The organism is Streptomyces sp. NPDC048606, assembly GCF_040650855.1.
Lineage (GTDB): Bacteria > Actinomycetota > Actinomycetes > Streptomycetales > Streptomycetaceae > Streptomyces.
This window is the reverse complement of sequence record NZ_JBEZIB010000034.1, coordinates 53956-79759: the sequence shown is the minus strand read 5'-3', so window position 1 is coordinate 79759 and position 25804 is coordinate 53956. Positions and strand designations below refer to the sequence as shown.

The window sequence follows — 25804 nt, the reverse complement described above, 5'->3', positions numbered from 1 at the left end:
GGTCAGTCGACCTCGACCACCGCCTGCGCGAACTGCGCCGCGTACAGCCGGGAGTAGGCACCGCCCGAGGACAGCAGCTCCTCGTGCGTCCCCTGCTCCACGATCGATCCGCTCTCCATCACCAGGATCACGTCGGCGTCCCGGATCGTCGACAACCGGTGCGCGATCACGAACGACGTGCGCCCGTGCGCGAGCCGGGCCATCGCCTTCTGGATCAGCACCTCGGTGCGGGTGTCGACGGAGCTGGTCGCCTCGTCGAGCACCAGGATCACCGGGTCCGACAGGAACGCCCGCGCGATGGTGATCAGCTGCTTCTCGCCCGCGCTGACCCCGGCGCCCTCGTCGTCCAGCACCGTGTCGTAGCCGTCGGGCAGGGTGCGCACGAACCGGTCCGCGTGCGCCGCCCGCGCGGCCTCCTCGATCTCGGCCCGCGTCACCTCCCGCGCGGCCCCGTACGCGATGTTCTCCGCGATGGTCCCGCCGAACAGCCAGGTGTCCTGGAGGACCATCCCGATCCCGCCGCGCAGCTGCGCGCGGGTCATCTTCGCGATGTCCACGCCGTCCAGGGCTATCTCCCCGCCCGTGACCTCGTAGAACCGCATCAGCAGGTTGACCAGCGTGGTCTTGCCGGCGCCCGTCGGGCCGACGATCGCGACCGTCTGGCCCGGCTCCACGTCCAGCGACAGGTTCTCGATCAGCGGCTTGTCGGGCTCGTAGCGGAAGGCCACCTTGTCGAGCGTGACCCGCCCGCGCAGCTCGGCCGGCCGCTCCGGGACCTCGACGTCCGGCTCCTGCTCGTCCGCGTCCAGCAGCTCGTAGACCCGTTCCGCCGAGGCGACACCGGACTGCACCAGGTTCGCCATCGAGGCCACCTGCGTCAGCGGCATCGAGAACTGCCGCGAGTACTGGATGAAGGCCTGCACGTCACCGATCGACAGCGTGCCCGAGGCCACCCGCAGACCACCGACCACCGCGATCAGCACGTAGTTGATGTTCGAGATGAACATCATCACGGGCTGCATGATCCCGCTGACCAACTGCGCCTTGAAGGAAGACCGGTACAGCGCCTCGTTCTGCTCGGCGAACAGCGCCGCCGACTCCTTCTGCCGCCCGAACACCTTCACCAGCGTGTGGCCGGAGTACATCTCCTCGATGTGGGCGTTCAGCGAGCCCGTGCTCTTCCACTGCGCCACGAAGTGCGGCTGCGACTTCTTGCCGATCCGCGACGCGACGACCACCGACACCGGCACGGTCACCAGCGCCACCAGCGCCAGCAGCGGCGAGATCCAGAACATCATCGCCAGGACGCCGACGATCGTCAGCAGCGAGTTGATCAGCTGCCCCAGCGTCTGCTGGAGCGTCTGCCCGATGTTGTCGATGTCGTTCGTCGCCCGGCTCAGCACCTCGCCGCGCTTCTGCTGGTCGAAGTACGACAGCGGCAGCCGCGACAGCTTCGCCTGGAGCTCCTCGCGCATCCGGAACACGGTGCCGTTCATCACGTGGTTCGACAGCCGCGTCGCCACCAGCATCAGCAGCCCCGCCAGCACGAACACCGCCAACGCCCACAGCGCGACGACCCCGACGGCGCCGAAGTCGATGCCCTGCCCCGGGGTGAAGTCCGTACCCGACAGCATGTCCGCGGCGCCGTCCTCGCCCCGCGCCCGCAGCCCGTCCAGCGCCTGCTGCTTGGTCAGCCCCGCCGGCATCTCGCGGCCGACGATCCCCGCGAACACCAGGTCGGTGGCCTCGCCCAGGATCTTCGGGCCCACGACCGAACAGGCCACGCTGCCGAACACGGCCGCGACCATGCCCCACAGCTTCGCCTTGTCCTGCGCGAGCTGACCCAGGAGCCGCTTGCCCGACCCCTTGAAGTCCAGGGACCGCTGACCCGGCCCCATCATCATCCGTCCTCCGGGCCCGCTCATGCGGCCTCCGCCTCCGTCAGCTGGGAGAGCACGATCTCCCGATAGGTCTCATTGCCGGCCATCAGCTCGTGGTGGCGCCCCTCGCCCACCACCTGACCCTCGTCGAGCACGACGATCCGGTCGGCGTCGCGGATCGTGGACACCCGCTGCGCCACGATCACCACCGTCGCCTCCCGGGTCTCCTCGGCCAGCGCCGCGCGCAGCGCCGCGTCCGTCGCGTAGTCCAGGGCCGAGAACGAGTCGTCGAACAGGTAGATCTCCGGACGCTGCACGAGCGTGCGGGCGATCGCGAGCCGCTGGCGCTGGCCGCCGGAGACGTTCGTACCGCCCTGCGTGATCGGCGCCTCCAGCCCGCCGTCCAGCGCGGACACGAACTCCTTCGCCTGCGCCACCTCCAGGGCCTGCCACAGCTCCTCGTCCGTGGCGTCCGGGCGCCCGTAGCGCAGGTTGGAGGCGACGGTTCCGGAGAACAGGTACGGCTTCTGCGGGACCATCCCGACCGTCTTCGCCAACAGCTCGGGGTCGATCCGGCGCACGTCCTCACCGTCCACCAGCACCGAGCCGTCGGTCGCGTCGAACAGGCGGGGCACCAGACCCAGCAGCGTGGACTTTCCGCTGCCCGTGGAACCGATCACCGCGGTGGTCTCGCCGGGCCGGGCCAGCAGGTCGATCCCGCGCAGCACCGGCGCCTCGGCGCCCGGGTAGCGGAAGTCCGCGCCGCGCAGCTCCAGCAGGCCGCGCCGGCCCAGCTCACGGACCGGGTCGCTCGGCGGGACCACGCTGGACTCGGTGTCCAGGACCTCCTGGATGCGCTCGGCGCAGACCTCGGCGCGCGGCACCATCATGAACATGAAGGTGGCCATCATCACGGCCATCACGATCTGCATCAGGTAGGCCAGGAAGGCCGTCAGCTGGCCGATCTCCATGTCCCCGCTGTCGACGCGCATCGCGCCGAACCAGATGACGGCCACGCTGGAGATGTTCACGACCACGATCACCGTCGGGAACATCAGCGCCAGCAGCCTGCCGGAGGCCAGGGAGACGTCCGTCAGCTCGGAGTTGGCGGTGCGGAAGCGCTCCTCCTCGTACGTGTCGCGGACGAACGCGCGGATCACCCGGTTGCCGGTGATCTGCTCGCGCAGCACCCGGTTCACGACGTCGAGCCGCTCCTGCATCTGCCGGAACAGCGGCCGGGTCCGGTACACGATCGCGCCGACGGCGATGCCCAGCACGGGCACCACGGCCAGCAGCACGCTCGACAGGCTCACGTCGAGCGACAGGGCCATCGCGATGCCGCCGACGCACATGATCGGCGCCGAGACCATCATGGTGAAGGTCATCAGCACCAGCATCTGGACCTGCTGGACGTCGTTCGTCGTACGGGTGATCAACGAGGGGGCGCCGAACTGGCCCAGCTCCCGCGCGGAGAAGCTCTGCACCCGGTCGAAGACCGAGGCGCGCACGTCCCGGCCGAGGGCGGCGGCGGTACGGGCGCCGTAGTACACGGCCCCGGTGTTGCACACGAGCTGGAGGAGCGAGACGCCCAGCATCAGGGCGCCGAAGCGCAGGATGTAGCCGGTGTCGCCGTTGACGACGCCGGTGTCGATGATGTCCGCGTTCAGGGTCGGCAGGTAGAGGCTCGCACTGGTCTGCAGCAGTTGCAGCAGCACCAGCAGAGCGATGGGTTTGCGGTACGGACCGAGGTGGGTCCGCAGAAGTCGTATGAGCACGCGCAGGCTCCGGTCGGCATGATTCGAGGGGGTTCGGTCCATCTTCGGCCAACCGCGGGTCCCGACCCCACCGGTTTTCGCAAAGGCCGGTCAAAAGGAGGAGGGCCCCCGAGACCTTGGTCCCAGGGGCCCTACCGGCTCCGGTGCTCCCGCCGACGAGGGCCGGGGCCCCGCCGACGGATCGGTACGTCGGATCGGTACGACGGCTCAGTACGACGGCGAGAACGCGCCCGCGAACGCGCCCGGGTGCAGCTGCTCGCGCGTGGTGACGTACTGCTGCCGCACGGCCTGCCACGCCGGGAAGTCCTCGCCCGGCTCGAACACCTGCGCCGCCGGAGCGGGCCACACCGGCGGGGTGTGCGGGGCCAGCGTGCCGTGCTGCACGCCCAGCGCCCACGCCGCCTGCCGGGCCGCGCCCAGCGCCGCGTAGTCCGCCGGCGCCGGCACCACGATCTGCGTGCCGAACAGACCGGGAGCCGCCACCTGTACGGCGGGCAGCTCGGCCGCCGCGCCCAGCAGGAACACCCGCCGGATCGGCACGCCCCGGTGCCGCAGCACGTCGAGGGCGTCCACCAGCCCGCACAGCATGCCCTCGAACGCGGCCCGCGCGAGGTGCTCGGGCTTCATCGAGTCCCGGCGCAGCCCCGACAGGGTGCCGGCGGTGTGCGGCAGGTTCGGGGTCCGCTCGCCCTCCAGGTACGGCAGCAGGACGAGGCCGTGCGCGCCCGGAGTCGACTTCAGCGCGAGCGCGCTCAGCCCCTCCAGGTCGGTGCCGAGCATGTCGGCGGTGCCGCGCAGGGCCCGTACGGCGTTGGAGGTGTTCACCACCGGCAGGTGCATGCCGCCCGCGTCGGCGAGGGAGGTGATCAGACCGCCGGGCTCCGACAGCGCCTCGTGGTGCACGGCCATCACCGACCCGGACGCGCCCAGCGAGACCACCGCGTCCCCCGGCCCCATGCCCAGACCGAGCGCGGCGGCCTGGGTCTCGCCGGTGCCGGCGGAGATCAGCAGCCCCTCGGGGGTCATCCCGGCGGCCTCGCACGGGGCGAGCACCTCGGGCAGCAGCGCCTGGTGCCCGAGCGCGAGCTCCACCAGGTCGGGGCGGTAGGAGCCGGAGGCCGCCGACCAGTACCCGGTGCCGGACGCGCCGGCCCGGTCGGTGGTGCGGCGGGCGGGACGGCCGAGGAGCTGCCAGACGAGCCAGTCGTGCGGGGAGAGCACGACCGCCACGCGTCGGGCGGCCTCCGGCTCGTTGCGGGCCATCCAGGCGAGCTTGGCGATCGGCTGCGCGGCGTGCGGTACGGAGCCCACGGCCTGGACCCAGGCCTGCCGGCCGCCGAGCGCCTCGATCAGGTCGGCGGCGGCGACCTGGCCGCGCCGGTCGTTGCCGACGAGGGCCGGTCGCACCAGGGCGCCCTGCGTGTCGAGCGGCAGCACCCCCTGCTGCTGGGCGGAGACGCCGATGGCCTGGACGCCCTCCAGCAGTCCGCCGCCGGCGGCCTCGCCGAGCGAGAGCAGCCAGCCCTGCGGATCGGTCTCGTGGGGGACGGCCTCACCGGCGGGCTGCGGATGGGGCGCGTAGCCCTGGCGCAGCACGGCGCCCGTGTCCGTGTCACAGACCACGATGCGAGTGAAGGTGGAAGAGCTGTCCAGCCCGGCGACTATCCCCATGCGGAGAATTCTGCCGCACGCCGGGCCGGATCCGACCCGTCCGGAAGTGGCTCTCAGGTGTTGCTCGTGCCCCACTCGTCCTCGCCGGCGCCGCCGCCGGCGGTCCGCGAGCGCGATCCGCGCACCCGGGCGGACAGGGAGTCGGGCAGCGCGTCGCCCACCTTCTCGCCGACCGCGGCGAAGGCCTTGCCCGCGTACTGGAGCCCGGTCTGCCCCGCGGTCTCGGCCGCGTTGCGCACGGCGGGGTTCTGCGCGATCTGCCGGGCGGACTTCTTCATCTGCTCGTAGCGCTCGCGTCCGGCCCGGGTCCCGACCACGTAGCCGAGGGCCAGTCCGACCACGAAAGCGACCTTGTAGCGCATGCCTGCCACCCTTCGTCGTGTGGTGCCCGGCCGGCTGTCGATACCGATTGGCGGAGCACCCCCCTGCTTGCGCTAATCTATGACTCGCAACGGGCGCTCGCCCCCCGGCAAGGCCGGAGGTGGGCTGTTCGATGCACCGCAGCATTCCCCTGTAGCTCAATTGGCAGAGCAGCCGGCTGTTAACCGGCAGGTTACTGGTTCGAGTCCAGTCGGGGGAGCTCGGTCCCCTGTAGCTCAATTGGCAGAGCAGCCGGCTGTTAACCGGCAGGTTACTGGTTCGAGTCCAGTCGGGGGAGCAGAAAAGGAGAGGGCCCGGGAGGGTCCTCTTTCTTTTTGCCCTGATCCGGGAACCGGGCAGCCTTCAGCGCGGTCTCACTGAACAGGCGCGGCCGATCATGCGAGGCAACCGAGGCAGGAGATCGTATGAGCGGCTATGCTGCGGCAGACGGCGCGCACACATGTACGCGCCACGCCGTAAAGGGGCGGTAGCTCAGCCGGTTAGAGCAGCGGACTCATAATCCGTCGGCCGTGGGTTCGAGTCCCACCCGCCCCACCGCAAGCCGCAGGTGCAGAAACGATTGCACCTGCGGCTTCGGCGTTTGCGGGGCCGGGTGTGGCCGTCCTCACCCCCGGCCGTCGGCGAGGGTTTCCCGCCGGCGGGGTCCCCGTCGGGCCCGCCCCGGTCGGGGACCCCGCGCGGGCTAGGACTTCTCCGTCTCCTCCACCAGGTGGCGCAGCACGTCCGTCAGGTCCTCGCGGCGCGCGTAGGCCGCGCGTTGGCGCGCGGCGCCCGAGCCGTCGCGCAGCAGCCCGCCCAGGGTCTTGGCCGCGTGGTCGAGGTCGCCGGCGGCGGCCAGGGCCGGGGCCACCAGGTCGAGGAGGCCTTCCGCGAGGTCGGCCGCAGGGAGTTCGGCGCCCGTGTACGGGTCCAGCCCGAACCCCTCCAGGCCGTCGTGCGCCGCCCGCCAGCGCGCGAGGCGCAGCACGTCGTCCCGTACCGGCGGATCGGGGCGCTGCTCCGCGATCTCGCGCAGGGCCGTCGCGACCAGGGCGCGGGCCAGCTCCGCCTGGAGCACGGCCGTGTCGATGTCCGGGGACATGTCGGGGGCCCGGATCTCGAGCGTGGGCCAGTTCCCGGACGGGCGGAGGTCCCAGTAGACCATCTTGGTGTCCAGGGCCGCCCCGGAGCCGAGCAGGGTCTGCACCGAGCGCCGGAAGTGCGCCGTGGACGTGAAGTGCGGGGGCGGGCCCGCGGAGGGCCAGCCCGACCAGGCCATCGCCCGCCAACTGGCGTGGCCGGTGTCGCGGCCGCCCCAGAAGGGGGAGTTGGCGGCCAGCGCGATCAGCGTGGGCAGCCATGGTCTGACCCGGTTGGAGACCGCGACCGCCGTGTCCACGTCGAGGGTGCCGATGTGGATGTGTCGGCCGCAGCTGACCAGGGTGTCGGTCAGGGCGCCGAAGCGGCGGTGCTGCTCGCGCTGGCGCGGTTCGTCGTCGGTCAGGTGCAGGGGCCCCTGCACCGCCACGACGGGCGAGGGCGCGGCCAGCAGGCGGCAGCCGTGCTCGCGGGCCGCCGCGGCGAGGGCGCGCCGCAGGGCGGCCAGCTCCTCGCGGAGGGTGGCCGAGGAGTCGGCGACCGGGGTCGAGATCTCCACCTGGTACCGGGTGCCCTCGGCGTGCAGCTGTTGGGGGAGCCCGGCGGCGGTGGCGAGGACGCGGGGTGCGGCGGGGACCACCCGCAGGGTGTCGACGTCGACGAGGAGGAACTCCTCCTCCACCCCGACGGTGAGGGGTGTGGTGACGCCGGCGGCGGTGCGCGGGCCGTGGTTCAGGTGGCCCGTGCGGCCGGTGTCGCTGGTGCTCGTGGTGCTGTTGCCAGGTTCGATCACTACGCCTCCCTGGACATACGAGTCTTTTCATCATGAGCTGAACGGGAGGCCGGAAGGGTACGTCGATTCGGTCAAATGTCCGGTGATAGTGGCGGGTTAGCGGCAAGGGGGACACCGCTCTGGGGCCGTGGATTCGGGTGGGGAGGACGTTGCGGGTGTGTGTGAACGTCCCCCCCTCGACCCCAGGGGCCTTCGAGCGGGCGGTGGTTATCATCCGCTGTGACCGGTACGACGACCCCCTCCCGCCCGCGGCGCCGCATACTCGCCGACCTGACGCCCCTGCGCACCTCCGCGGACTACCGGCGGTTGTGGATCGGCGGCACGGTCTCGTGGACGGGCCAGGCGATGACGGCGCTCGCCATCTCGCTCCAGGTCTACGACATCACCGGATCCAATTTCGCGGTCGGCCTCGTCGGGCTGTTCTCCCTGGTCCCGCTCGTGGCCTTCGGTCTCTACGGCGGCGCCATCGCCGACAGCGTGGACCGGCGCAAGCTCGGCCTGTACAGCTCGCTGGGCCTCACCGCGCTCTCCGTGGCCCTGGCGGCGGCCGCCCTCCTCGACTACCACCGGGTCTGGCTCCTCTATGCGGTCGTCGCCCTCCAGGCCCTGTGCGGGGCCCTGGCCGGACCGGCCCGCTCGGCGATGATCCCGCGCCTGCTGCCCGCCGAGCAGCTGCCCGCGGCCAACGCGTTGAACTCCGTCACCATGACCTCCGGGACGATGGCGGGCCCCGTCCTCGGCGGGCTGATCGTCGGCTGGTGGGGCTACCAGGCGGCGTACCTGATCGACGCGGTCACCTTCGCCGCCGCCCTGTACGCCATGTGGCGGCTGCCCTCGATGCTGCCCGAGGGCGGGGCGCGGCAGGGGCGGGCCTCGGTGCTGGACGGGCTGCGCTTCCTCGGGACCCGGCCCAACATCCGGATGACGTTCTTCTCCGACCTGGCCGCCATGGTGCTGGCCCACCCGCGGGCGCTGTTCCCGGCCGTCGCCGTGCTCTGGTACGGCGGTGACGCGCGCACCGTCGGCCTGCTGGTGGCCGCGCCCGCCGTGGGGGCGCTGCTGGGCGGCCTGTTCTCCGGCTGGCAGGGCCGCGTCCACCGGCACGGGCTGGCGATCCTGCTGTCCGTCGCCGCCTGGGGGCTGGCCATCGCCGTCTTCGGGCTGACGCGCAACCTCTGGCTCGGGCTGTTCTTCCTGGCCGTCGCCGGGTGCGCGGACACCGTCTCGATGGTGTTCCGTACGACGATGCTCCAGACGGCCACCCCGGACGGCATGCGGGGTCGGCTCCAGGGCGTGTTCATCGTGGTCGTCGCGGGCGGTCCCCGACTCGGCGACTTCCTCGCCGGGACCGCCGCCGACCTCACCTCCCCGGCCGTGGCCATCACCGGCGGAGGTCTGGCGTGCGTGCTGGTGGTGGTCCTGCTCGCCGCGCGCTGGCGGAACTTCGCCCGCTACGACGCCCGCTCCCCGCAGGCCTGAGGGCGGGGGCAGCCCGGGCCCCGGCCGGGCGGCCGGGTGGCCGGGCGGGCGCGGATCCCGCGGACGGGCCGGATGTGAACGGGAGTCGGCGGGTTCTTTGCGGTGTTGTTGCCGCGTCTTCCGTTTGGTTTCGATCAGCCATATGACAGTTCGGCAGTACTGTCCGCGCCCGTCCGCGCCCCCGCCGAACCCTCCGGGAGAACACCTCCATGCGTCTTCGTACGCTCCTCAGCGCCGCGGTGGCCACCGCGGCCCTCGCCGGCGCGCTCGCGCCGCCGGCCGTCGCGGCCCCCCAGGACGACCGGGCCTGCTCGCCCCACCTGTCCGTGCGCGGGTACTCCGACGCGCTCGACAAGGCCGTGCTCGACGGGAAGCTCGTCGGGGGCCTCTCCGGGCTCGCCCTCGACCGGGACGGCACGGTGGCCGCCGTCTCCGACAAGTCGGCCCTGTACCGGCTGGACGTCGCCCGCGGGGACGCCCCGACGGCCACGGCCCGCGCCCGCCTGCCGTTGAGCGACGGCGCCGGACGGGTCCTCGACTCCGAGGGCTTGGTCGTCGACCGCGACGGCACCTACCTCGTCACCGACGAGACGGCCCCCGCGATCCGGCGCCACGCCCGCGACGGCCGGGTGCTGGCGACACTGCCCGTCCCGCCGGCGTTCGCCACGACCGCCCCGGGGCGGGCCACGCCGAACCAGACCTTCGAATCGCTGACCCTGCTGCCCGGAGGCCGCACCCTGGTCGCCGGGGTGGAGGGCCCCCTGGCCGGGGACGGCAAGGACGCGCGGGGCCGCACCCTCCAGCGGATCCAGACCTGGGAGCGGCGCGCGAACGGGGAGTTCACCCTCGGCCGGCAGTACGCCTACCCCGTGGACCCGGGCCACGGCCTGGTCGAACTCGCCCCGACCCGCGACGGCCGGCTGATCGTGCTGGAGCGCGGCTTCACCCGGGAGTTCGCGATCACGGTACGGCTGTACGTCGCCGACCCCCTGGGCGCGAGCGACACCTCGAAGGTGGAGACCCTGACCGAGGGCCCGCGCCTGCGGGTCGCGCGCAAGACGCCGATCGGCGACCTGAACGACTGCCCGACGCTGGGCGCCCCCTCGAAGCTGCCGCAGAACCACCCCCTCGTCGACAACGTCGAGGCCATGGTCGTGACGCGGGACGGGGGATCCGGGCGGATCCGGCTCCTGCTGGCCAGCGACGACAACGAGTTCCCGCAGCAGATCACCCGCCTGTACGCGGTGGACGTGAAGCTGCCGCGCCGCTTCTAGCCCTCCTGCTGCTCCTGTTGCTGCTGCGGCGGCGCAGCCGTCGGGGTCACGACGCCGCGGGCCACCCCCAGGGCCACCAGGTCCTGGGGGCGGACGCGGAGCTGGTCGGCGGTGGCGGGGGCCTCCTCGGCGGGGCGCTTGAGGATGGCCGCCGCCAGTTCCGGGGCGATGACCGAGAAGTAGCTGTCCGGGGTCACCCAGGTGTTCCCGGGCGCGGCGAGGGCGAGGGCGCCGCCGGAGCCGCCCTCGCCGATGAGCAGGGTGGTCACCGGGACGCCGGCCGCCGCGACCGCCGCGAAGGTGTCGGCGATGGCCGCGCCCGCGCCCGCGTGCTCGGCCGCGGCGTCGTTGGCCGCGCCGGGGGTGTCCACCAGGGTGAGCACCGGGATACCGAGCCGGTCGGCGAGGCGGATGACGCGCGCGGCCGTACGGTAGCCGGCCGGGCGGGTGGCGGTGCCGCACTGGGCGGCGTACGCCACGGCCCGCCCCTCGTGCAGCCCGAGCCCGCACAGCATGCCCGGGTCGACGCCGCCGGCGCGGTCTCCGGACAGCGGCAGGCGCAGCTCGAACCAGGCGTCCAGGTAGGCCTCGGCGTGCGGCCGGTCGGGGTGGCGGGCCTGGAGGACGGCCTCCCAGCCGGTCGCGGGGGGCGCCACGTCGGCCGGCGCGGCCGGGGGGTCGACCGGAGCGGTCGGGCGGGGCGCGGCCAACACCCGCAGCCAGTCGGCGAGGACGCCGGACAGCTCCGGTGCGGGCACGACGGCGTCGACGTGCCCGGCCGCGTACTGGCCCTCGGCGGTGTAGGCGGCCGGGTCGGCGTCGGCGGGCCGCACCCGGGACCCGGCGAAGCCGACCTGCGCACCGGGCAGCGCCAGCACCACGTCGGCGCCGGCGCCGAGGGTGGCCCAACCGCCGCCGGTGGTGGGGTCGCGCAGCACGGCGATCTGCGGCAGCCCGGCGGCGCGGGTCAGCACGCCCTGCCGGGCGACGCGCTGGAGCTGGGACAGCGCGAGCATCCCCTCCTGCATCCGGGACCCGCCGGTGGCGATGAGGGACACGAGCGGCAGGCGGCGTTCCCGAGCGTGGGTGTACGCGGCTTCGAGCCGGTCTCCGGTGCGCTGCCCGAGCGAGCCGCCGAGGAAGCCGAACTCGAAGGAGATCACCGCGGCCGGGCGGCCCCCGATGAGGGCGGTACCGGTGACGACGGACTCGGTCTCACCGGTGCGCGCGGTGGCCCGGGCGCGGGAGGCGTCGTAGCCCGTCCAGCCGAGGGGGCCGTCGTCCGGTGACTCCCGTGGTGGCGCGGGGAGTTCGACGAAGCTGCCGGGGTCGGTGAAGGAGGCGATGGCCGCGCGGGCCGAGAGGCGGGTCGTCACGCCCACACACTAGGTGGTGACGGACGGTTCGGGCCGGGGCCGTGGCGTGATCCACAAGACACCCGGGCCCGGGAGCCGGGCGGGGATCCCGCGCCGGGGTCCCCGCCGGGGCGCGGCGGGCGCACCCGGGGCCCGGGCGGTCGGGGTTCCGGGGCGGGATCCGATCCGGGCCGTGCGGGCGCACCCCCGGGGGGGGCACGGCCGGGAAGTCCGCGGCCCGTCGGGGCGCGATCCCGGCCGCGGTGGGAGGGGTTCCGGGTCGGGGTCCCCGGGTGGGAGCGGTGCCGGGCTGTGCGGGCGCACCCCCGGGCCCCGGCCGGGGCGGTCCGGTTCCCGGTGCGGGTCCCGTTGCGGTCGCGCTTCCGCTTCCGGTGCCGATTCCGTCGCGGTCGCGGTGCCGGCGTTACAGCGGGGACTCCCACGTCACCGTCGTGCCCCGGGTGCTCGACTCCGTCGCGCCGTCGTCGGAGACGGTGAGGCGGACCCGGGAGGCCGTCGCGTCGATCTCGACCTCGATCGAGCCGACCCCGCTGCGCCGGTGCGCCGCCGCGAGGGCGCCGCGCAGGGCCGACAGCAGCTCCGTGGTCACGGGGTCCGGCAGCAGCGCGTCCACCGCGCCCGCGAAGTGCACCGACGGCTGGAAGCCCAGCAGCACGGCCGCCCCGCCCGTCTCGCGCAGCACCCGTCCCCGGAACGTCGTGGGGGCGTCCGTGGGCGGCTGTTGGAGGGCGAAGATGGCGGTGCGGACCTCCTGGATCGTGGAGTCCAGCTCGTCCACGGCCCGGCTCAGCTCCTCGCCCACCGTGTCCCCGGCCGGCGCGTTGGAGGACCGGCGCCGGGTGCTCTCCAGCATCATCTCCGTCGCGAACAGCCGCTGGACCACCAGATCGTGCAGGTCCCGCGCGATGCGGTCCCGGTCCTCGTACACCGCCAACTGCTCGCGGTCGTGCTGGGCGTCGGCCAGTACCAGCGCCAGCGCCGCCTGCGAGGCGAACTGGGAGGCCAGCAGTCGGTCCACCGCGTCGTACGGGAGGCCGCCCCGGGCGCGCGGCAGCGCGAGCGTCCCGATGAGCTGCCCGCCGCTCTGGAGCGGCAGCATCATGCTCGGGCCGAAACGTTCCCTCACGTGCGTGGTCATCCGGGGATCCGTCGCCGAGTCCTCGATGAAGACGGGTTCGCCGCCCAGGAGCTGGACCAGCACCGGCGAGCCCGGCGCGATGGCGGTGCCCACCAGGTCCCCCGGGTCCCCGTGGGTGGACGCGGCCACGATCTCCATACCGCCCTCCGGGGTCGGCTGGAGCACCACCCCGGCCGCCGCGTCGGCCAGCAGCCGGGCGCGTTCGGCCACGCACATGAGCGCGTCGGCGGCCGGGCTGCCGGCCAGCAGGGTGGTGGTCACGGCGGCGGCGCCCTCGATCCACCGCTCCCGCCGGCGCGCGGTCTCGTAGAGCCGGGCGTTGCCGATCGCTATGCCGGCCTGCGCCGCGAGCACCCGGGCCAGCGCGAGGTCCTCGTCGGTGAAGGGCGCCCCGTCGTGCTTCTCGGTGAGGTAGAGGTTGCCGAAGACCTCGGTGTGCACCCGGATCGGGACGCCGAGGAACCCGCGCATCGGCGGGTGCCCGGGCGGGAAGCCCGTCGCGCGCGGGTCGAGGGTGAGGTCCTCCAGCAGCAGCGGGCGCGGGTCGGTGATCAGCGCGCCGAGCACGCCGCTGTGCCCGTCGGGCAGTCGGCCGATCGCCTCCCGTTCGGCGTCGGTGATCCCGGCGGTGAACAGCTCGGTGAGCCGGCCGCGCTCGGGGTCGACCACCCCGAGCGCCCCGTACCGTGCGCCGCACAGGTCGGTCGCCGACTCCACGATGTGCTGGAGGGTGGTGCGCAGCTCCAGGTCCGAGCCGACGCTGAGGACAGCCTCCAACAGCACGGGCAGGGTGGACGGCGACGGTTCGTCACCGTCACCGTCACCGTCGTGGACGGGACCGGGGCCGGGTCCCGTCTGACCGGCTGTTCGCCCGGCCCGCGGACGTGCGTCAGGCGTCATTCGGACAGCGGGTTGAGGACCATGGGTGCGATCTTCCCTTCGAGCATCGCGCCGAGCCCCTGCACGGCGCACACGTCAGGCCGTTCCGCGATGGCCACGGGCATTCCGGTCGCGTCCCGCAGCATCTGGTCCAGCCCCGGCAGCCGGGCGCTGCCGCCCACCATCATGATCCCCCGGTCCGTCAGGTCCGCGACCAGGTCGGGCGGGCAGTCCCGCAGCACCTTGCCGATGCCGTCGAGGACGGCGGTCAGGGGGGTGTGGATGGCGTCGCGGACGGCGGCCGTGTCCACCTGTACGGAGCGGGCCAGTCCGGTGGCGACGTCGCGCCCGTGGATCAGGGTGGACGCCGGGCCCTGGGCGGTGATGCCGTTGCCGTGCAGGGCCAGCTGGAGGGGGCGGACGGCCTGGCTCGGCAGCATCAGTTCGTGCGCGTGCCGCAGGTGCTGGACCACCGCGTGGTCGATGGCCTCGCCGCCGACCGGGATCCGTTCCGCGGTGACGATCGATCCGAGGGAGAGGACGGCCACCTGGGTGGTCGCCGCCCCGCACACCATGATCATCGTCGCGGTCGGCTGCTCCACGGGCAGGCCGCAGCCGACGGCCGCCGCGATCAGGGTGTCGACGAGTTCGACGCGGCGCGCCCCGAGCCCGACCAGCGTCTCCACCGTCGCGCGCTGCGCCAGCGGGTCGGCGTCGTGCGGGGTGCAGGCGGCGGCCCGCAGGCGGGGCTTGCGGCGCAGCGCGCGGCGGAGCTTCTCGCCGAGGAGGTGACGCAGCATCCGCTGGGCCATCTCGATGTCGACGACGGTGCCGCCGGAGACGGGGCGGGCGACGCGGATGTAGTCGGGTGTGCGGCCGGTCATCCGTTCGGCGAAGGTGCCCACGGCGATGAGCGCGCCGGTGCGGGTGTTCACCGCGGCGACGCTGGGCTCGTCGACGACCAGTCCGGCGCCCTTGACGTAGACACGGGTCCTGGCGGCTCCCAGGTCGACGGCGACGTGGCAGCGGCGCAGCTGCTCAAGACTGACGGTCACGGCAGTTCCTCCCGAGTGCGCTGACGCGATGCGACCGGCGGTTGCTGGTCGCAATTCATATCTTCTCGGGTAAATGGGGTATGTCGCCCGTTGAGATGCTCCGGCCGGGGTGAGGCGGGCGGGCCGCAAGTGCTGCACGGGGGTGGATTTCTGTACCGACAGGCACGACGATGCGCGCACCGTCCGCGCTACTCGCGCGTAACAAGGTAAAGGGGACCCGATGCTGACGGCCCGCCAGAAGATCCTGACCCTCCCGACCCTCGCTCTCGCCCTCCTCGCCCCCCTGCCGGCGCAGGCCTCGGAACGGACGGCCGATCAGGTCGCCCCGGGAGCCGGAGCCGGAGCGGGAGTCGGAGCGGGAGCCGGAGCGGGAGCCGGGGCGACCCGCAATCCCGTGGTCCTGGTCCACGGGTACAACGCCGACCCGGGGGTCTGGGGGTCGCTGCGCGAGGACCTGAGGGCCGACGGGTACGCCGACGACAGGATCTCCTCCTGGGGCTACGACACCCACCAGTCCGTCAACGAGGTGCTCTCCGGCCGCCTCGCCGCCCACGTCGACGAGGTGCGGCGGCGCACCGGCGCGGCGCGGGTGGACATCGTGAGCCACTCCTTCGGATCCCTCGTCAGCCGTTGGTACGTCAAGTACGGCGGCGGTGACCGGGTCGTCGACCACTGGGTCTCGCTGGCCGGCCCCAACCGCGGCACCTCCACCGCGTGGGCGTGCGCCCTGTGGGACCAGGCCTGCCGGGACATGACCCCGGGCTCGTACGTGGTGCGGAACCTGGCCTCCGGCGACGAGACCCCCGGCGCGGTGAAGTACGCCACCTTCTGGTCGAACTGCGACGAGGTGGTCAACCCGGACGACAGCGTCCCCCTCGCCGGCGCGCTCAACACCCCGGTCGGCTGCCTGAAGCACAACGACCTACTCGGCGACGAACCCACCTCGGCCGGGGTCCGCGCCTTCCTGGCCGGCTAGGAAGGCGGCGGCCGGCTCATGCCGGGCCGCCGGGGCGCGGCCCGCTCGCGGGCGACACCCGCTGGAGCAGTCCGTACGTGAACTCCGCCACCAGTGCCTCGCCACCGGCCGTGAAGGCGAGGCGCCATCGGGTCGGCGCGGTGCCCTCCATCGGCCGGACCGGCGCGAAGGCCCGGGCCACCTCGTCGACGGTCGCGGACCACGGCCTCAGGTCCGCGGCCGACTCCAGTACCGGGCCCCGCGCGCCCGGGGCCCGGACCAGCCACTCGTTCCACACCGCCCCGTCCGGACCCGCCAGCACCTCGAAGCGCAGGTCCGGCCAGAGTCCCACCGGCCACAGCAGGGCCTCGCACCGCAGGTCGCCGATCCGGCGGGAGTCGGTCGACTCCGGCGGCCCCAGGACCGACCGGTAGCGGGCCAGGGCCCCGCGCGAGCGGGGCGAGCGGACCATCGCCTGCCAGCGCCGGTTCGCCTCCCGCTGCTCGGCGAGCGAGGCCCCCAGCCGCAGCCGCGCCTCCTCGGCGAGGTCCGGCCGGAAGTCGGCCATCCTGCGCAGGAGCACCAGCTGGAAGGCGTACGGCCCGAAGGTTCCCCGGGCGCCCGCAGGCGGGGTCGCGGTCATGGACGAAACGATTCCACACAGGATCCTTACGTTCCCGGAATACTGCTGTTGCCGGGAAGCGCATAGCCTGCGGGCGCCATGAACTACTGCCCCTCCTGTCGCAGACACCTCAACGGCGCGCTCGCGTGCGCCGGGTGCGGAACCCCGGCCGAGTACCTGACGACCGCGGCGCCGGGCCCCGCCCCGACGGCCGCCCCCGTCCCGCAGCCCGCGCTCGCCGAGGTCTTCGCCGATTCCCTGGTCGTCCTGTCCGGCCCCGCCGACGGGGGCCGCGCCGGCGCCCGGCGGCGCGGCGCGGGCCGGCGGTGGGGCGGCCGTACCGCGCTCACGGTCGGGCTCGGGCTCGTGCTCGCGACCGGCGGGTCCATCGCGGTCGGGCGCATCGTGACCGACGACCAGGGTGTGGACCGGGCCAACGAGGTGGTGCTCACCGACGACGCGGGCCCACGGGACCCGCAGACCCCGCCCGACGCCGACGGTCTGCCCGCGGCGCCCTCCGCCCTGCCCTCGGCGAAGGCCTCCGGGCGGGTGGCGAAGACGCCCGGTCCCGCGTCCGGCACCGGCGGCACCGCGCAGCCGGGTGCGAGCGGGAGCGCCTCCGCCTCCGCGGGGACGGGGCCGACGCCCGGTGCCACCGGGGCGGAGGGAGTCGTACGGCCCACGAAGCCGGGAGCGCCCACGTCGGGCGCGACCGGCTCGGCGCAGCCGCCCGGGCGGACCCCGACGCCGACGGCGACCAAGCCGGGCAAGGGGCCGAAGCCGAAGCCCACCCCGACGCCGACGCAGACGGAGAGCTGCAGCATCTGGGACTGGTGGAACTGCCTCTGAGCCGGTGACCCGGCCCGGGGCCGCCCGGCCCGGCCCCGCCCGGATGCGGCCCGGCACCGCGACCCGGCCCGATGCGGCCCCGCGCGGCGGCCCGGCCCCGGCCGGCACGGGCCCGCTGGTACGGCCCCGGCCCGGTACGTCCCGCGATGGCCGCCCGGCGTGACGCGGCCCCGCCTGGCACGGGCCCGCCCGGCAGGGCCCCGGCCCCGCGCGCCTGTCAGGCCAGCATCCGCCTGAGCAGGTCCCGCAGGGCCTCCCGCTCCTGTGCCGAGAGGCCGGCCAGCGGTTCCCTCGCGAAGTCCAGGGACTCGCGCAGTCGATCCGCGGTCTGCGCCCCCTCCTCCGTGAGCGCGGCCAGCTTCACCCGGCGGTCCGCCGGGTCCGGGTGGCGCGCGACCAGCCCGCGGCTCTCCAGTCGGTCGATGATGCCGGTGACGTTCGACGGTTCACAGCGCAGCTTGCGCGCGATGCGGCGCATCGGCAGCGGCTCCACGGCCAGCAGCGTCAGCACCCTGGCCTGGGCCCCCGTGAGCTGGTGGCGGGCAGCCGCGTCCTCGTACTCCATGTGGTAGCGGGCCACGACGTCGCCGATGAGCTCGACGACCTCGACGGTCACTGGGTCTGTGCGGCGACTGGGCATGACACCAGCGTACCCATTTACTTGACAACATGAAATATCCAGGCGCATGGTTGTTTCACGTTCTGAAGCATTTCCCCTCGTTCAGGAGCCCCGCATGTCTCAGATCCCCGCCGTCAGCCGCGAGTGGCACCTCGTCCGTCGCCCGCAGGGCTGGCCCGTCGCCGAGGACTTCGCCCTCCGTGAGGTCCCCGTGTCCGCCGAGCCCGCCCCCGGCCGGATCCTGGTCCGCAACCTCCACATGTCCGTGGACCCGTACATGCGCGGTCGCATGAACGACGTGAAGTCCTACGTCCCGCCCTTCCGGCTCGACGAGCCGATGCAGGGCGGCGCGGTCGGCGAGGTCGTGGCCTCCGCCGCCGAGGGCTTCGCGGTGGGCGACCACGTTCTGCACCACCTGGGCTGGCGCGAGTACGCCGACCTCGACGCGCAGTACGCCACCAAGGTCGACGCCTCGCTCGCCCCCCTCTCCACCTACCTCGGCGTCCTCGGCATGCCGGGCCTGACCGCCTACGCCGGCCTCTTCGAGGTCGCGTCCTTCAAGGAGGGCGACGCCGTCTTCGTCTCGGGCGCGGCGGGCGCGGTCGGCAGCCTCGTGGGCCAGTTCGCGCGGATCAAGGGCGCCTCCCGGGTCATCGGCTCCGCCGGCTCGGACGAGAAGGTGACGCTCCTCACGGAGAAGTACGGCTTCGACGCCGCCTTCAACTACAAGAACGGCCCCGTCGCCGAGCAGCTGCGCGACGCCGCCCCCGAGGGCATCGACGTCTACTTCGACAACGTCGGCGGCGACCACCTGGAGGCGGCCATCTCCTCCCTCAAGGTGCACGGCCGGGCCACCCTGTGCGGGGCCATCGCCCACTACAACGACACGGACGCCGCCCCCGGTCCGCGCAACATGATGGCCATCATCGGCAAGCGCCTGCGCCTGCAGGGCGTGCTGGTCGGGGACCACGCCGGCCTCCAGGACCAGTTCGTCAAGGACGTGGCCGGCTGGCTCGCCTCCGGCGAGCTGCGCTACGACGAGACGGTCGTCGAGGGCGTCGAGAACGCCACCGAGGCCTTCCTCGGAATGCTGCGCGGAGAGAACACCGGAAAGATGATCGTTTCTTTCACCCGCTAGGCTCACTCCATGCCGTCGTGATCGTGGGCGCGAGTCACGGCGATACACCTGGAGGATCCACTTCATGTCCATCACGCAGTCCGACGTCGCGTACACCGCTGTCGCCACCGCCGAGAACGGCCGCGACGGCCGCGTCGCCACCAACGACGGCAAGCTCGACGTCGTCGTGAACCCGCCGAAGGAGCTCGGCGGCAGCGGCGAGGGCACCAACCCCGAGCAGCTGTTCGCCGCCGGCTACAGCGCCTGCTTCCAGGGCGCCCTCGGTGTCGTCGCGAAGAACGAGAACGCCGACATCTCCGGCTCCACCGTCACCGCCGAGGTGGGCATCGGCAAGAACGACGAGGGCTTCGGTCTGATCGTCAAGATCTCGGCCTCCATCCCGAACGTGGACGCCGCCACCGCCAAGGACCTCATCGAGAAGGCCCACCAGGTCTGCCCGTACTCCAAGGCCACCCGCGGCAACATCACGGTCGAGCTGGCCGGCTGATCGCGCTCCGCGCTCGTGGGCCGCACCCCCCGTCGGGGGGTGCGGCCTTCGCCGTACACTGCCCCCATGCGTGATCTTGCGGGGGGCTTCCGGTACTTGCTGGCCGGGCAGAGATGGGTGTTGGGCCACGGCCGCTGGCTGGGCTTCGGCCTGCTGCCGGGGCTGGTCTCCCTGGTGCTCTACGCGGCCGCGCTGTTCGGCCTCTTCCACGTCGCCGACGACTTCACCGCCTGGGCGACGCCCTTCGCCTCGGACTGGTCCTCGCCCTGGCTCGGCCTCTTCCGCGGCTTCCTGACCGGCCTGGTCTACGCCCTCGGCCTGTTCCTCGCGGTGATCACCTTCACCGCCGTGACCCTGCTGGTGGGCCAGCCCTTCTACGAGTCCCTCTCGGAGCAGGTGGACCGCACCGAGGGCGGCGAGGTGCCGGAGTCGGGCCGCTCCCTGTGGGAGGACCTGTGGATCTCCGCCAGGGACAGCCTGCGCCTGCTGGTGCGGGTGGCCCTCTTCGGGATCCTGCTGTTCGCCCTCGGGTTCATCCCGGTCATCGGGCAGACGGTGGTCCCCGCGCTCGGCTTCTGCGTCTCCGGCTTCTTCCTCGCCCAGGAACTGACCTCCGTCGCCCTCCAGCGCCGCCGGGTGGACCTCGACGAGCAGCTGCGGCTGCTGCGCGGCCGCCGCGCGCTGGCGCTGGGCTTCGGCGTGCCGCTGGTGCTGGCCTTCCTCGTCCCGCTGGTCGCGGTCTTCCTCATGCCGGGGGCCGTGGCGGGGGCGACGCTGATGGCCCGCGAGCTGACGGGCGAGAACGCCGCCGAGGAGCCGGACGAGGACCGGGCGACCGGTGACCGGGCGGCCGACGCCCCGGCGCCCGGCGATCCCGCGCCCGGGTTCGGCCCTCCGCCGCCCTCGTTCAAGTAGCTCCGGGCCCGGGGGCCCGCCCCGCCGGGCGACCTAGCGCGAGCGGCGGTGCAGGAGGGTGAGCGCCCCCGCCGTGTCCTCGCCCCCGTGGGCCGCCGGGTCTGCCTCCAGGCGCTCGCGCATCAGGTCCAGGTAGGGGGAGATCAGCTCCGGGCTGACCCCCTGGTCGGCGGCGGTGCGCAGCAGCGTGCCGGAGGCGGCGACCTGCATCGCCAGGTTCGACACCACCCCGCTCGTGAAGTCCCGCGAGGTCAGCCGCTCGGCGGTGCTCCCGACGAAGAAGCCCATCGCCCCGAGCCACTCCGACAGCAGCGGCGCCAGCTCCTTCGGGGCGACGTCCTCGCCCTCGATCAGGGCGAAGGCGTGCGAGATCCCCCCGAACAGCCCGTACATCGCGCTCAGCAGGGCCACGTCGTACAGGGCCGCGTGGCCCGCGTCCTCGCCGACGAAGCGGGCGGCGGCGGGCACCTCCAGGGTCGCCCGGTGCTCCTCGAACAGCGGGAGGGAGCCGCTGTAGAGGACGTAGGCGCCCCCATCGGGGGCACCGACCATCGCCGGCGTCCCCATGATCCCCGCGTCCACGAACCGGGCGCCGCGCTCCGCCGCCCAGGCCGCCCGGGCCCGCCCCTCGGCCGGGGTGCCGGTGGTCAGGTTGACCACGTCCTTGCCGGTCAGGTCGAGCCCCTCCAACACCGAGCCGACGGTGGAGTCGTCCAGCAGGCACAGCACGATCAGCCCGGCGGAGGCCACCGCCTCGGCGGGGGTCGCGGCGACGCGGGCGCCCTCGGGGGCCAGGGCCTCGGCCTTGGCGGCGGTGCGGTTCCAGACGGTGAGGGGGTGGTCGGCGGCGAGCCAGGTGCGGGCGAGGACGGTGCCCATGTCGCCGAGTCCGAGCAGGGCCAGGGGGCGCTTCGTGGTGTGTGTGTCGGTCATGGCGTTTAGCCTGGTGGCAGGCCGTGAGGTACTCAAGTACGCACTTCGGAGTGGGTGGTTACCCCGAGGTGAGCGAGCAGGTGGGAGGGGTGGCGCGATGGCGTTGACGCGAAGGCCGGGGGCGGACGAGTGCGGGATCGCGGCGGCCATGTCCGTGATCGACGGGAAGTGGAAGGTGTCGCTCCTGTGGGTGTTGGAGGGCTGCCCGCGCCGTTTCGGGGAACTGCGCAGACAGCTCCCGGGGGTCTCGGAGAAGGTCCTCGCCGCGCAGCTGCGCGAGTTGGAGGCCGACGGCATCGTCCACCGCGAGGTCCACGACGAGGTCCCGCCGCGCGTCGAGTACTCCCTGACCCCGCTCGGACAGGACCTGAGCACCGCCCTGGAGGCCCTGGGGGAGTGGGGCGCCAAACACCTCCTGCCGGACTCGGCCTGAGCCGCTACCGGGCGGGCCCGTCCGCGGGGGCGGTGCGTACCGGGACGTCGGCGACGACCACGTCCGGCGTCCGGTCGTCGGCCTCGACGAGCGGCTGCCCGCCCGGCGCCCACACGGCGGCGCCGCCGCAGCCCGACCACGGGCCCGCCGGGCCGACGTGGTTGGCGAGGGCCACGTAGAGGCCGTACTCCCGCGCGATCCCGGGGTAGACGCTCGCCCGCTCGGCCCGGCCGTCCCCGGTCCCGTAGAGGGAGCCGGCCAGGTGGACGCGGCAGCCGTCGGCCCGCGCCCGGTCGGCGAGGTCCGGGAAGTGGTTGTCGAAGCAGATCCCGAGCGAGAAGCGGATCCCGCCGAGTTCGAAACGCCCGTCGGTATCGCCCGCCGCGAAGAAGTCCTGTTCGTGCCCGTAGAGGTGCTGCTTGGCGTACGTGGTCACGTGCGCGCCGTGCGCGTCGTACACCAGCGTCGCGAGGGTGGGCAGCGGCCCCTCGGCGCGCAGGGCGGCGTTGACGGCCACGGCGGTCCCGGTGGAGCGCAGGCCGTCCAGGCGGGGGTCGTCCGCGCCGTCCAGCCACAGGCCGGGGTCCGCGCCGATCGAGTCCAACTCGTAGCCGGTGAGGGTGAGTTCGGGGAAGACCACCAGCTCCGCCCCCTGGTCGCGGGCCCGTACGGCGAGGGCCTCGGCGAGGCCGGCGTTGGCGGTGACGTCGGAAGGGGCGCAGGTGAGCTGCGCCGCGGCGATCTTCATGGGGTCCAGGATGCCGGCGGGCCCGCGGCGTCCGAACCCCCGCCCGGGGGCCGTGCCGGGCGCGGGGTCAGGCCCCGGGGCCGCGCAGCAGGGTGAGGAACGCCCGGAAGGCGCCGGGCATGTCCACCGACTCCGGGGCGAGCAGCCACTGGTACTGGAGGCCGTCCATCACCGCCGTCAGCAGGGGGGCCGCCTGCTCCGGGGTCAGGCCGGACGGCAGGCGTTCGCCGAACTCGGCGCGCAGTACGGCGGCCATCTCGCCGCGCACCTGCGCGTAGCGCTCGGTGAAGAACTCCCGGGCCGGGTGCCCGTCGGTGACGCTCTCGCCGAGCAGCGCCGAGAAGGTCTGCACGATGCCGGGGCGCATGGCGTTGTACTCCACCAGGGAGGCCAGCAGGTCCAGCCGCCAGGTGCCGGCGTCGGCGCGGGAGCCGCCGCCCGTGTCCCAGCGGTCGCGCTCCTCCAGGACGGCGACGAGCAGCGCCTCCTTGGTCGGGAAGTAGTGCAGCAGCCCCTGTTGGGTCAGGCCCACGCGCTCGGCGACGGAGCCCAGGGAAGCGCCCCGGTAGCCCCGCTCCGCGATCACCTCGACCGCCGCGCGGACGATCTCGCCGCGCCGTTCCTCGCTCTTCGCCCGCGCCATCGCCCGGCACCCCTTCCTTGCGCACTGCCTCTCGCACGCCGCCAGCAGGACCGTACGGCATTCGATTATCACATAAAGATAACGAACCCTACCGCTCTACAGGGACCGGGTCCACGATGGCTCCCATCGCACCGATCGCGCCACGCAGCACCGCGCTGAACCACACCCGCACCGCACCCGCATCGATGAGGAGGCACGGCCGTGACCGACGCCGATCAGACCCGTGACCAGGCCCGCGAACACGCCGTGGAGACGGCACTGGGCAAGCTCGACCTCGACACCAAGACCCGGCTCCTGGCCGGCCAGGACATGTGGTCCCTGCCCGCGATCCCCGAGATCGGGCTGGGATCCCTGGTGATGTCCGACGGGCCCGTCGGGGTCCGGGGCGTGCGCTGGACGGCCGACGACCCCTCGATCGCCCTGCCCTCGCCCACCGCGCTCGCCGCGGCCTGGGACCCCGCCCTCGCCCGCCGCGCGGGCCGGCTCCTCGCCCAGGAGGCCCGCCGCAAGGGCGTCCACGTGGTCCTCGCCCCCACCGTGAACCTGCACCGCTCCCCGCTGGGCGGCCGGCACTTCGAGTGCTACTCGGAGGACCCGTACCTCACCGGAGCCGTCGGCACCGGCTACGTCAAGGGGGTCCAGGACGGCGGCGTCGGGACCACCGTCAAGCACTTCGTCGGCAACGACGCCGAGACGGAACGATTCACCGTCGACTGCGTCATCGCCCCGCGCGCCCTGCGCGAGCTGTACCTGGCGCCGTTCGAGGCCATCGTCACCCAGGCCCGCCCCTGGGGCGTCATGACCTCCTACAACCGGGTCAACGGCACGAGCATGACCGAGAACCGGCACCTGGTGAACGAGGTCCTGCGCGACGAATGGGGCTTCGACGGCTACAACGTCTCCGACTGGATGGCCGCCCGCTCCACCGTCGGCGACATCCTCGGCGGCCTCGACGTGGCCATGCCCGGCCCCACCACCGTCTACGGCCCCGCCCTCGCCGCCGCCGTCCGCGCCGGGGAGGTCCCCGAGGGCGCCGTCGACGCCGCCGTGCGCAACGTGCTGCGCCTCGCCGCCCGCGTGGGCCTCCTGGAGGGCGCCCCGCCCGTCGTGGCCGAGCCCCCGGAGGCGATCGACGGGCAGGCCCTGGCCCGGGAGCTGGCCGCCCGCGGCTGCGTCCTCGTACGCAACGCCGGCGGCGTCCTGCCCCTGGACGCCGGCTCCGGCCGCACCGTCGCCCTGATCGGCGCCGCCGCCCGCGACGCCCGCATCCTGGGCGGCGGCAGCGCCACCGTCTTCCCCGAGCGGGTGCTCTCCCCGCTCGACGGGCTCACCGCCGCGCTCCCGCCCGGCACCCTCACGTACGCGATCGGCGCCGACCCCAGCGAGGAACTCACCCCCGCCGGCCAGGGCTTCGCACTGCGCGCCGTCTGCCGCGACGCCTCCGGGGCGGTCATCGGGGAGGGCTCGCTGCCCAGCGGCCAGGTCCAGTGGATCGGCGACGACCTGCCGGCCGGGGCCGCGTACGAGACGATGGCCACCATCGAGGTCACCGGCCGCTTCGTGCCGCGCGAGAGCGGCCCGCACGCCTTCGGCACCCGCGGCCTCGGCGCCTTCGCCCTCGCCCTCGACGGGGAGGTCCTCTGGGAGGGCGTCCAGGAGATGGGCGACGAGGCCGACCCCTTCGAGGCCTTCTTCGGCGCCCCCAGCGAGCGTGCCCGGGCCGTGCTGACCGCGGGGGAGGCCGTCGAGGTCTCGCTGACCTACCGGGTCCCCGACATGAGCACCCTGCCCCTCAAGGCCGTCATGTTCTCGCTGCTCCACCTCGGCCCCCGGCGCGACCCCGACGAGCTCATCGCGGAGGCGGTGGAGGCCGCGCGGGCCGCCGACACGGCCGTCGTGGTCGTCGCCACCACCGAACGCGTGGAGTCCGAGGGCTTCGACCGCGTCGACCTGCGCCTGCCCGGCCGACAGGACGACCTGGTGCGCGCCGTCGCCGCCGTGAACCCGAACACCGTGGTCGTCGTCAACGCGGGCTCCCCGGTGGAGCTCCCGTGGCGCGAGGACGTCGCCGCCGTGCTCCTGTCGTGGTTCCCCGGGCAGGAGGGCGGGGCCGCGCTGGCCGACGTGCTCCTCGGCGCGGTGGAGCCGGGCGGGCGCCTGCCCACCACCTGGCCCGCCGTCCTCGCCGACGCGCCCGTCACCGAGGTCGTACCGACCGACGGCCGACTGGAGTACCGCGAGGGCCTCTTCATCGGCTACCGGGCCTACGAGGCGCGGGGCGTGACCCCCGCCTACCCGTTCGGGCACGGCCTCGGCTACACCGACTGGGCCTACGAGTCCCTGGAGGCCACCGCCGAATCCGTGCGGGTCCGCCTCGTCAACACCGGCTCCCGACCCGGCCGGGAGGTCGTCCAGGTCTACCTGGCCCCGCCCGCCGGCGACCCGGCCGGCGACCCCGCCGACGACCGCGCCGGCCGCCCGGCGAGCCGGCTGGCGGCCTTCGCGGGCGTCGAGGCCGGCCCCGGGGAGAGCGTCGAGGTCGAGATCCCGCTGCCCGCCCGGGCCTTCGAGGTCTGGGACGAGGGCGCCGGCGCCTGGCGGCGGATCGACGGCACGTACGAGGTCCGCGCGGCCCACTCGCACGCCGACACCCGGCTCACGGTCACCCTCGACCTGTGAGCCGG

At 73.8% G+C, this 25804-nt stretch carries 22 protein-coding genes and 3 tRNA genes; 12 read left to right on the top strand and 13 right to left on the bottom strand.

Annotation, left to right across the window (positions count from 1 at the left end):
- Positions 1–2: 2 nt before the first annotated feature.
- From AB0D01_RS30615 to AB0D01_RS30600, 4 genes are all read right to left on the bottom strand, one after another.
- Positions 3–1925 (bottom strand): ABC transporter ATP-binding protein, encoded by a 1923-nt coding sequence (locus AB0D01_RS30615; protein WP_363060920.1) that lies wholly within the window; start codon positions 1923–1925, stop codon positions 3–5.
- Entirely contained in the window at positions 1922–3655 is a 1734-nt protein-coding gene (locus tag AB0D01_RS30610; protein WP_363060918.1) for an ABC transporter ATP-binding protein, read from the bottom strand. The genes AB0D01_RS30615 and AB0D01_RS30610 overlap by 4 nt, the downstream gene beginning before the upstream one ends.
- A gap of 207 nt (positions 3656–3862) precedes the next feature.
- The gene (locus AB0D01_RS30605; protein ID WP_363060916.1) at positions 3863–5326 is read right to left on the bottom strand and encodes an FGGY family carbohydrate kinase; all 1464 of its coding nucleotides are present in this window, start codon (positions 5324–5326) and stop codon (positions 3863–3865) included.
- A gap of 53 nt (positions 5327–5379) precedes the next feature.
- Positions 5380–5688: a YtxH domain-containing protein gene (locus tag AB0D01_RS30600; protein ID WP_363060914.1), complete on the bottom strand. Its 309-nt coding sequence runs from the start codon at positions 5686–5688 to the stop codon at positions 5380–5382.
- 145 nt (positions 5689–5833) lie between these two features.
- Here AB0D01_RS30600 and AB0D01_RS30595 point away from each other — a divergent pair.
- From AB0D01_RS30595 to AB0D01_RS30585, 3 genes are all read left to right on the top strand, one after another.
- Positions 5834–5906, top strand: a tRNA-Asn gene (locus AB0D01_RS30595).
- Positions 5907–5911: 5 nt separating this feature from the next.
- Positions 5912–5984: transfer RNA gene (locus AB0D01_RS30590), tRNA-Asn, on the top strand.
- Between the two features lie 183 nt (positions 5985–6167).
- A tRNA-Ile gene (locus AB0D01_RS30585) sits at positions 6168–6241 on the top strand.
- 148 nt (positions 6242–6389) lie between these two features.
- Here the strand turns inward: AB0D01_RS30585 and AB0D01_RS30580 are convergent.
- Positions 6390–7577, bottom strand: coding sequence for a glutamate--cysteine ligase (locus AB0D01_RS30580; RefSeq protein ID WP_363060912.1), 1188 nt, complete (start codon positions 7575–7577; stop codon positions 6390–6392).
- A 219-nt stretch (positions 7578–7796) separates the two neighbouring features.
- Here AB0D01_RS30580 and AB0D01_RS30575 point away from each other — a divergent pair, with 219 nt between their 5' ends.
- Both AB0D01_RS30575 and AB0D01_RS30570 read left to right on the top strand, forming a co-directional pair.
- Positions 7797–9056: an MFS transporter gene (locus tag AB0D01_RS30575; protein WP_363060910.1), complete on the top strand. Its 1260-nt coding sequence runs from the start codon at positions 7797–7799 to the stop codon at positions 9054–9056.
- Positions 9057–9265: 209 nt separating this feature from the next.
- A complete protein-coding gene (locus AB0D01_RS30570; protein WP_363060908.1) occupies positions 9266–10330 on the top strand; it encodes an esterase-like activity of phytase family protein in 1065 nt (354 codons plus the stop codon).
- Here the strand turns inward: AB0D01_RS30570 and AB0D01_RS30565 are convergent.
- From AB0D01_RS30565 to AB0D01_RS30555, 3 genes are all read right to left on the bottom strand, one after another.
- On the bottom strand, positions 10327–11706 hold the full coding sequence (locus AB0D01_RS30565) for a carboxyl transferase domain-containing protein (protein ID WP_363060906.1): 1380 nt from the start codon (positions 11704–11706) through the stop codon (positions 10327–10329). The two genes, AB0D01_RS30570 and AB0D01_RS30565, sit on opposite strands and share 4 nt — an antisense overlap.
- 403 nt (positions 11707–12109) lie before the next feature.
- Entirely contained in the window at positions 12110–13627 is a 1518-nt protein-coding gene (locus tag AB0D01_RS30560) for a GAF domain-containing protein (RefSeq protein ID WP_363060904.1), read from the bottom strand.
- A 113-nt stretch (positions 13628–13740) separates the two neighbouring features.
- Positions 13741–14778: a rod shape-determining protein gene (locus AB0D01_RS30555; RefSeq protein ID WP_363060902.1), complete on the bottom strand. Its 1038-nt coding sequence runs from the start codon at positions 14776–14778 to the stop codon at positions 13741–13743.
- Between the two features lie 220 nt (positions 14779–14998).
- Here AB0D01_RS30555 and AB0D01_RS30550 point away from each other — a divergent pair, with 220 nt between their 5' ends.
- The gene (locus AB0D01_RS30550) at positions 14999–15754 is read left to right on the top strand and encodes a triacylglycerol lipase (protein WP_363060900.1); all 756 of its coding nucleotides are present in this window, start codon (positions 14999–15001) and stop codon (positions 15752–15754) included.
- A gap of 16 nt (positions 15755–15770) precedes the next feature.
- Here the strand turns inward: AB0D01_RS30550 and AB0D01_RS30545 are convergent, their stop codons facing one another.
- Entirely contained in the window at positions 15771–16376 is a 606-nt protein-coding gene (locus tag AB0D01_RS30545; protein ID WP_363060898.1) for a hypothetical protein, read from the bottom strand.
- A 78-nt stretch (positions 16377–16454) separates the two neighbouring features.
- On the opposite strand from AB0D01_RS30545, the gene AB0D01_RS30540 reads away from it, so the two are divergent.
- Positions 16455–17204, top strand: a complete 750-nt coding sequence (locus AB0D01_RS30540; protein ID WP_363060896.1) for a hypothetical protein — start codon at positions 16455–16457, stop codon at positions 17202–17204.
- A gap of 217 nt (positions 17205–17421) precedes the next feature.
- Here the strand turns inward: AB0D01_RS30540 and AB0D01_RS30535 are convergent, their stop codons facing one another.
- Positions 17422–17844, bottom strand: coding sequence for a MarR family transcriptional regulator (locus AB0D01_RS30535; protein ID WP_363060894.1), 423 nt, complete (start codon positions 17842–17844; stop codon positions 17422–17424).
- Positions 17845–17938: 94 nt separating this feature from the next.
- Between AB0D01_RS30535 and AB0D01_RS30530 the strand changes: the two genes are divergently transcribed.
- The 3 genes from AB0D01_RS30530 (at position 17939) to AB0D01_RS30520 (ending at position 20363) form a co-directional block, all read left to right on the top strand.
- Entirely contained in the window at positions 17939–18961 is a 1023-nt protein-coding gene (locus AB0D01_RS30530; RefSeq protein WP_363060892.1) for an NADP-dependent oxidoreductase, read from the top strand.
- A 64-nt stretch (positions 18962–19025) separates the two neighbouring features.
- Positions 19026–19448 carry an organic hydroperoxide resistance protein gene (locus AB0D01_RS30525; protein ID WP_363060890.1) on the top strand — a complete coding sequence of 141 codons (423 nt, stop codon included), beginning with the start codon at positions 19026–19028 and terminating at the stop codon, positions 19446–19448.
- Positions 19449–19514: 66 nt separating this feature from the next.
- On the top strand, positions 19515–20363 hold the full coding sequence (locus AB0D01_RS30520) for an EI24 domain-containing protein (RefSeq protein WP_363060888.1): 849 nt from the start codon (positions 19515–19517) through the stop codon (positions 20361–20363).
- Positions 20364–20396: 33 nt separating this feature from the next.
- On the opposite strand, the gene AB0D01_RS30515 is transcribed toward AB0D01_RS30520, so the two are convergent.
- Positions 20397–21296 (bottom strand): NAD(P)-binding domain-containing protein, encoded by a 900-nt coding sequence (locus tag AB0D01_RS30515; protein ID WP_363060886.1) that lies wholly within the window; start codon positions 21294–21296, stop codon positions 20397–20399.
- Positions 21297–21393: 97 nt separating this feature from the next.
- Between AB0D01_RS30515 and AB0D01_RS30510 the strand changes: the two genes are divergently transcribed.
- Positions 21394–21729: a helix-turn-helix domain-containing protein gene (locus AB0D01_RS30510; protein WP_363060884.1), complete on the top strand. Its 336-nt coding sequence runs from the start codon at positions 21394–21396 to the stop codon at positions 21727–21729.
- 4 nt (positions 21730–21733) lie between these two features.
- On the opposite strand, the gene AB0D01_RS30505 is transcribed toward AB0D01_RS30510, so the two are convergent.
- Both AB0D01_RS30505 and AB0D01_RS30500 read right to left on the bottom strand, forming a co-directional pair.
- Positions 21734–22477 carry a carbon-nitrogen hydrolase family protein gene (locus tag AB0D01_RS30505; protein ID WP_363060882.1) on the bottom strand — a complete coding sequence of 248 codons (744 nt, stop codon included), beginning with the start codon at positions 22475–22477 and terminating at the stop codon, positions 21734–21736.
- A 67-nt stretch (positions 22478–22544) separates the two neighbouring features.
- Entirely contained in the window at positions 22545–23120 is a 576-nt protein-coding gene (locus tag AB0D01_RS30500; protein WP_363060880.1) for a TetR/AcrR family transcriptional regulator, read from the bottom strand.
- A 201-nt stretch (positions 23121–23321) separates the two neighbouring features.
- Here AB0D01_RS30500 and AB0D01_RS30495 point away from each other — a divergent pair, with 201 nt between their 5' ends.
- Positions 23322–25799 carry a glycoside hydrolase family 3 C-terminal domain-containing protein gene (locus tag AB0D01_RS30495; RefSeq protein WP_363060878.1) on the top strand — a complete coding sequence of 826 codons (2478 nt, stop codon included), beginning with the start codon at positions 23322–23324 and terminating at the stop codon, positions 25797–25799.
- Positions 25800–25804 lie beyond the last annotated feature (5 nt).

Coding starts and splice junctions, on each gene's coding strand:
- AB0D01_RS30615 (WP_363060920.1), bottom strand. CDS start 1,925: ATGAGCGGGCCCGGAGGACGGATGATGATGGGGCCGGGTCAGCGGTCC.
- AB0D01_RS30605 (WP_363060916.1), bottom strand. CDS start 5,326: ATGGGGATAGTCGCCGGGCTGGACAGCTCTTCCACCTTCACTCGCATC.
- AB0D01_RS30600 (WP_363060914.1), bottom strand. CDS start 5,688: ATGCGCTACAAGGTCGCTTTCGTGGTCGGACTGGCCCTCGGCTACGTG.
- AB0D01_RS30570 (WP_363060908.1), top strand. CDS start 9,266: ATGCGTCTTCGTACGCTCCTCAGCGCCGCGGTGGCCACCGCGGCCCTC.
- AB0D01_RS30550 (WP_363060900.1), top strand. CDS start 14,999: ATGCTGACGGCCCGCCAGAAGATCCTGACCCTCCCGACCCTCGCTCTC.
- AB0D01_RS30545 (WP_363060898.1), bottom strand. CDS start 16,376: ATGACCGCGACCCCGCCTGCGGGCGCCCGGGGAACCTTCGGGCCGTAC.
- AB0D01_RS30540 (WP_363060896.1), top strand. CDS start 16,455: ATGAACTACTGCCCCTCCTGTCGCAGACACCTCAACGGCGCGCTCGCG.
- AB0D01_RS30535 (WP_363060894.1), bottom strand. CDS start 17,844: ATGCCCAGTCGCCGCACAGACCCAGTGACCGTCGAGGTCGTCGAGCTC.
- AB0D01_RS30530 (WP_363060892.1), top strand. CDS start 17,939: ATGTCTCAGATCCCCGCCGTCAGCCGCGAGTGGCACCTCGTCCGTCGC.
- AB0D01_RS30525 (WP_363060890.1), top strand. CDS start 19,026: ATGTCCATCACGCAGTCCGACGTCGCGTACACCGCTGTCGCCACCGCC.
- AB0D01_RS30520 (WP_363060888.1), top strand. CDS start 19,515: ATGCGTGATCTTGCGGGGGGCTTCCGGTACTTGCTGGCCGGGCAGAGA.
- AB0D01_RS30515 (WP_363060886.1), bottom strand. CDS start 21,296: ATGACCGACACACACACCACGAAGCGCCCCCTGGCCCTGCTCGGACTC.
- AB0D01_RS30510 (WP_363060884.1), top strand. CDS start 21,394: ATGGCGTTGACGCGAAGGCCGGGGGCGGACGAGTGCGGGATCGCGGCG.
- AB0D01_RS30505 (WP_363060882.1), bottom strand. CDS start 22,477: ATGAAGATCGCCGCGGCGCAGCTCACCTGCGCCCCTTCCGACGTCACC.
- AB0D01_RS30500 (WP_363060880.1), bottom strand. CDS start 23,120: ATGGCGCGGGCGAAGAGCGAGGAACGGCGCGGCGAGATCGTCCGCGCG.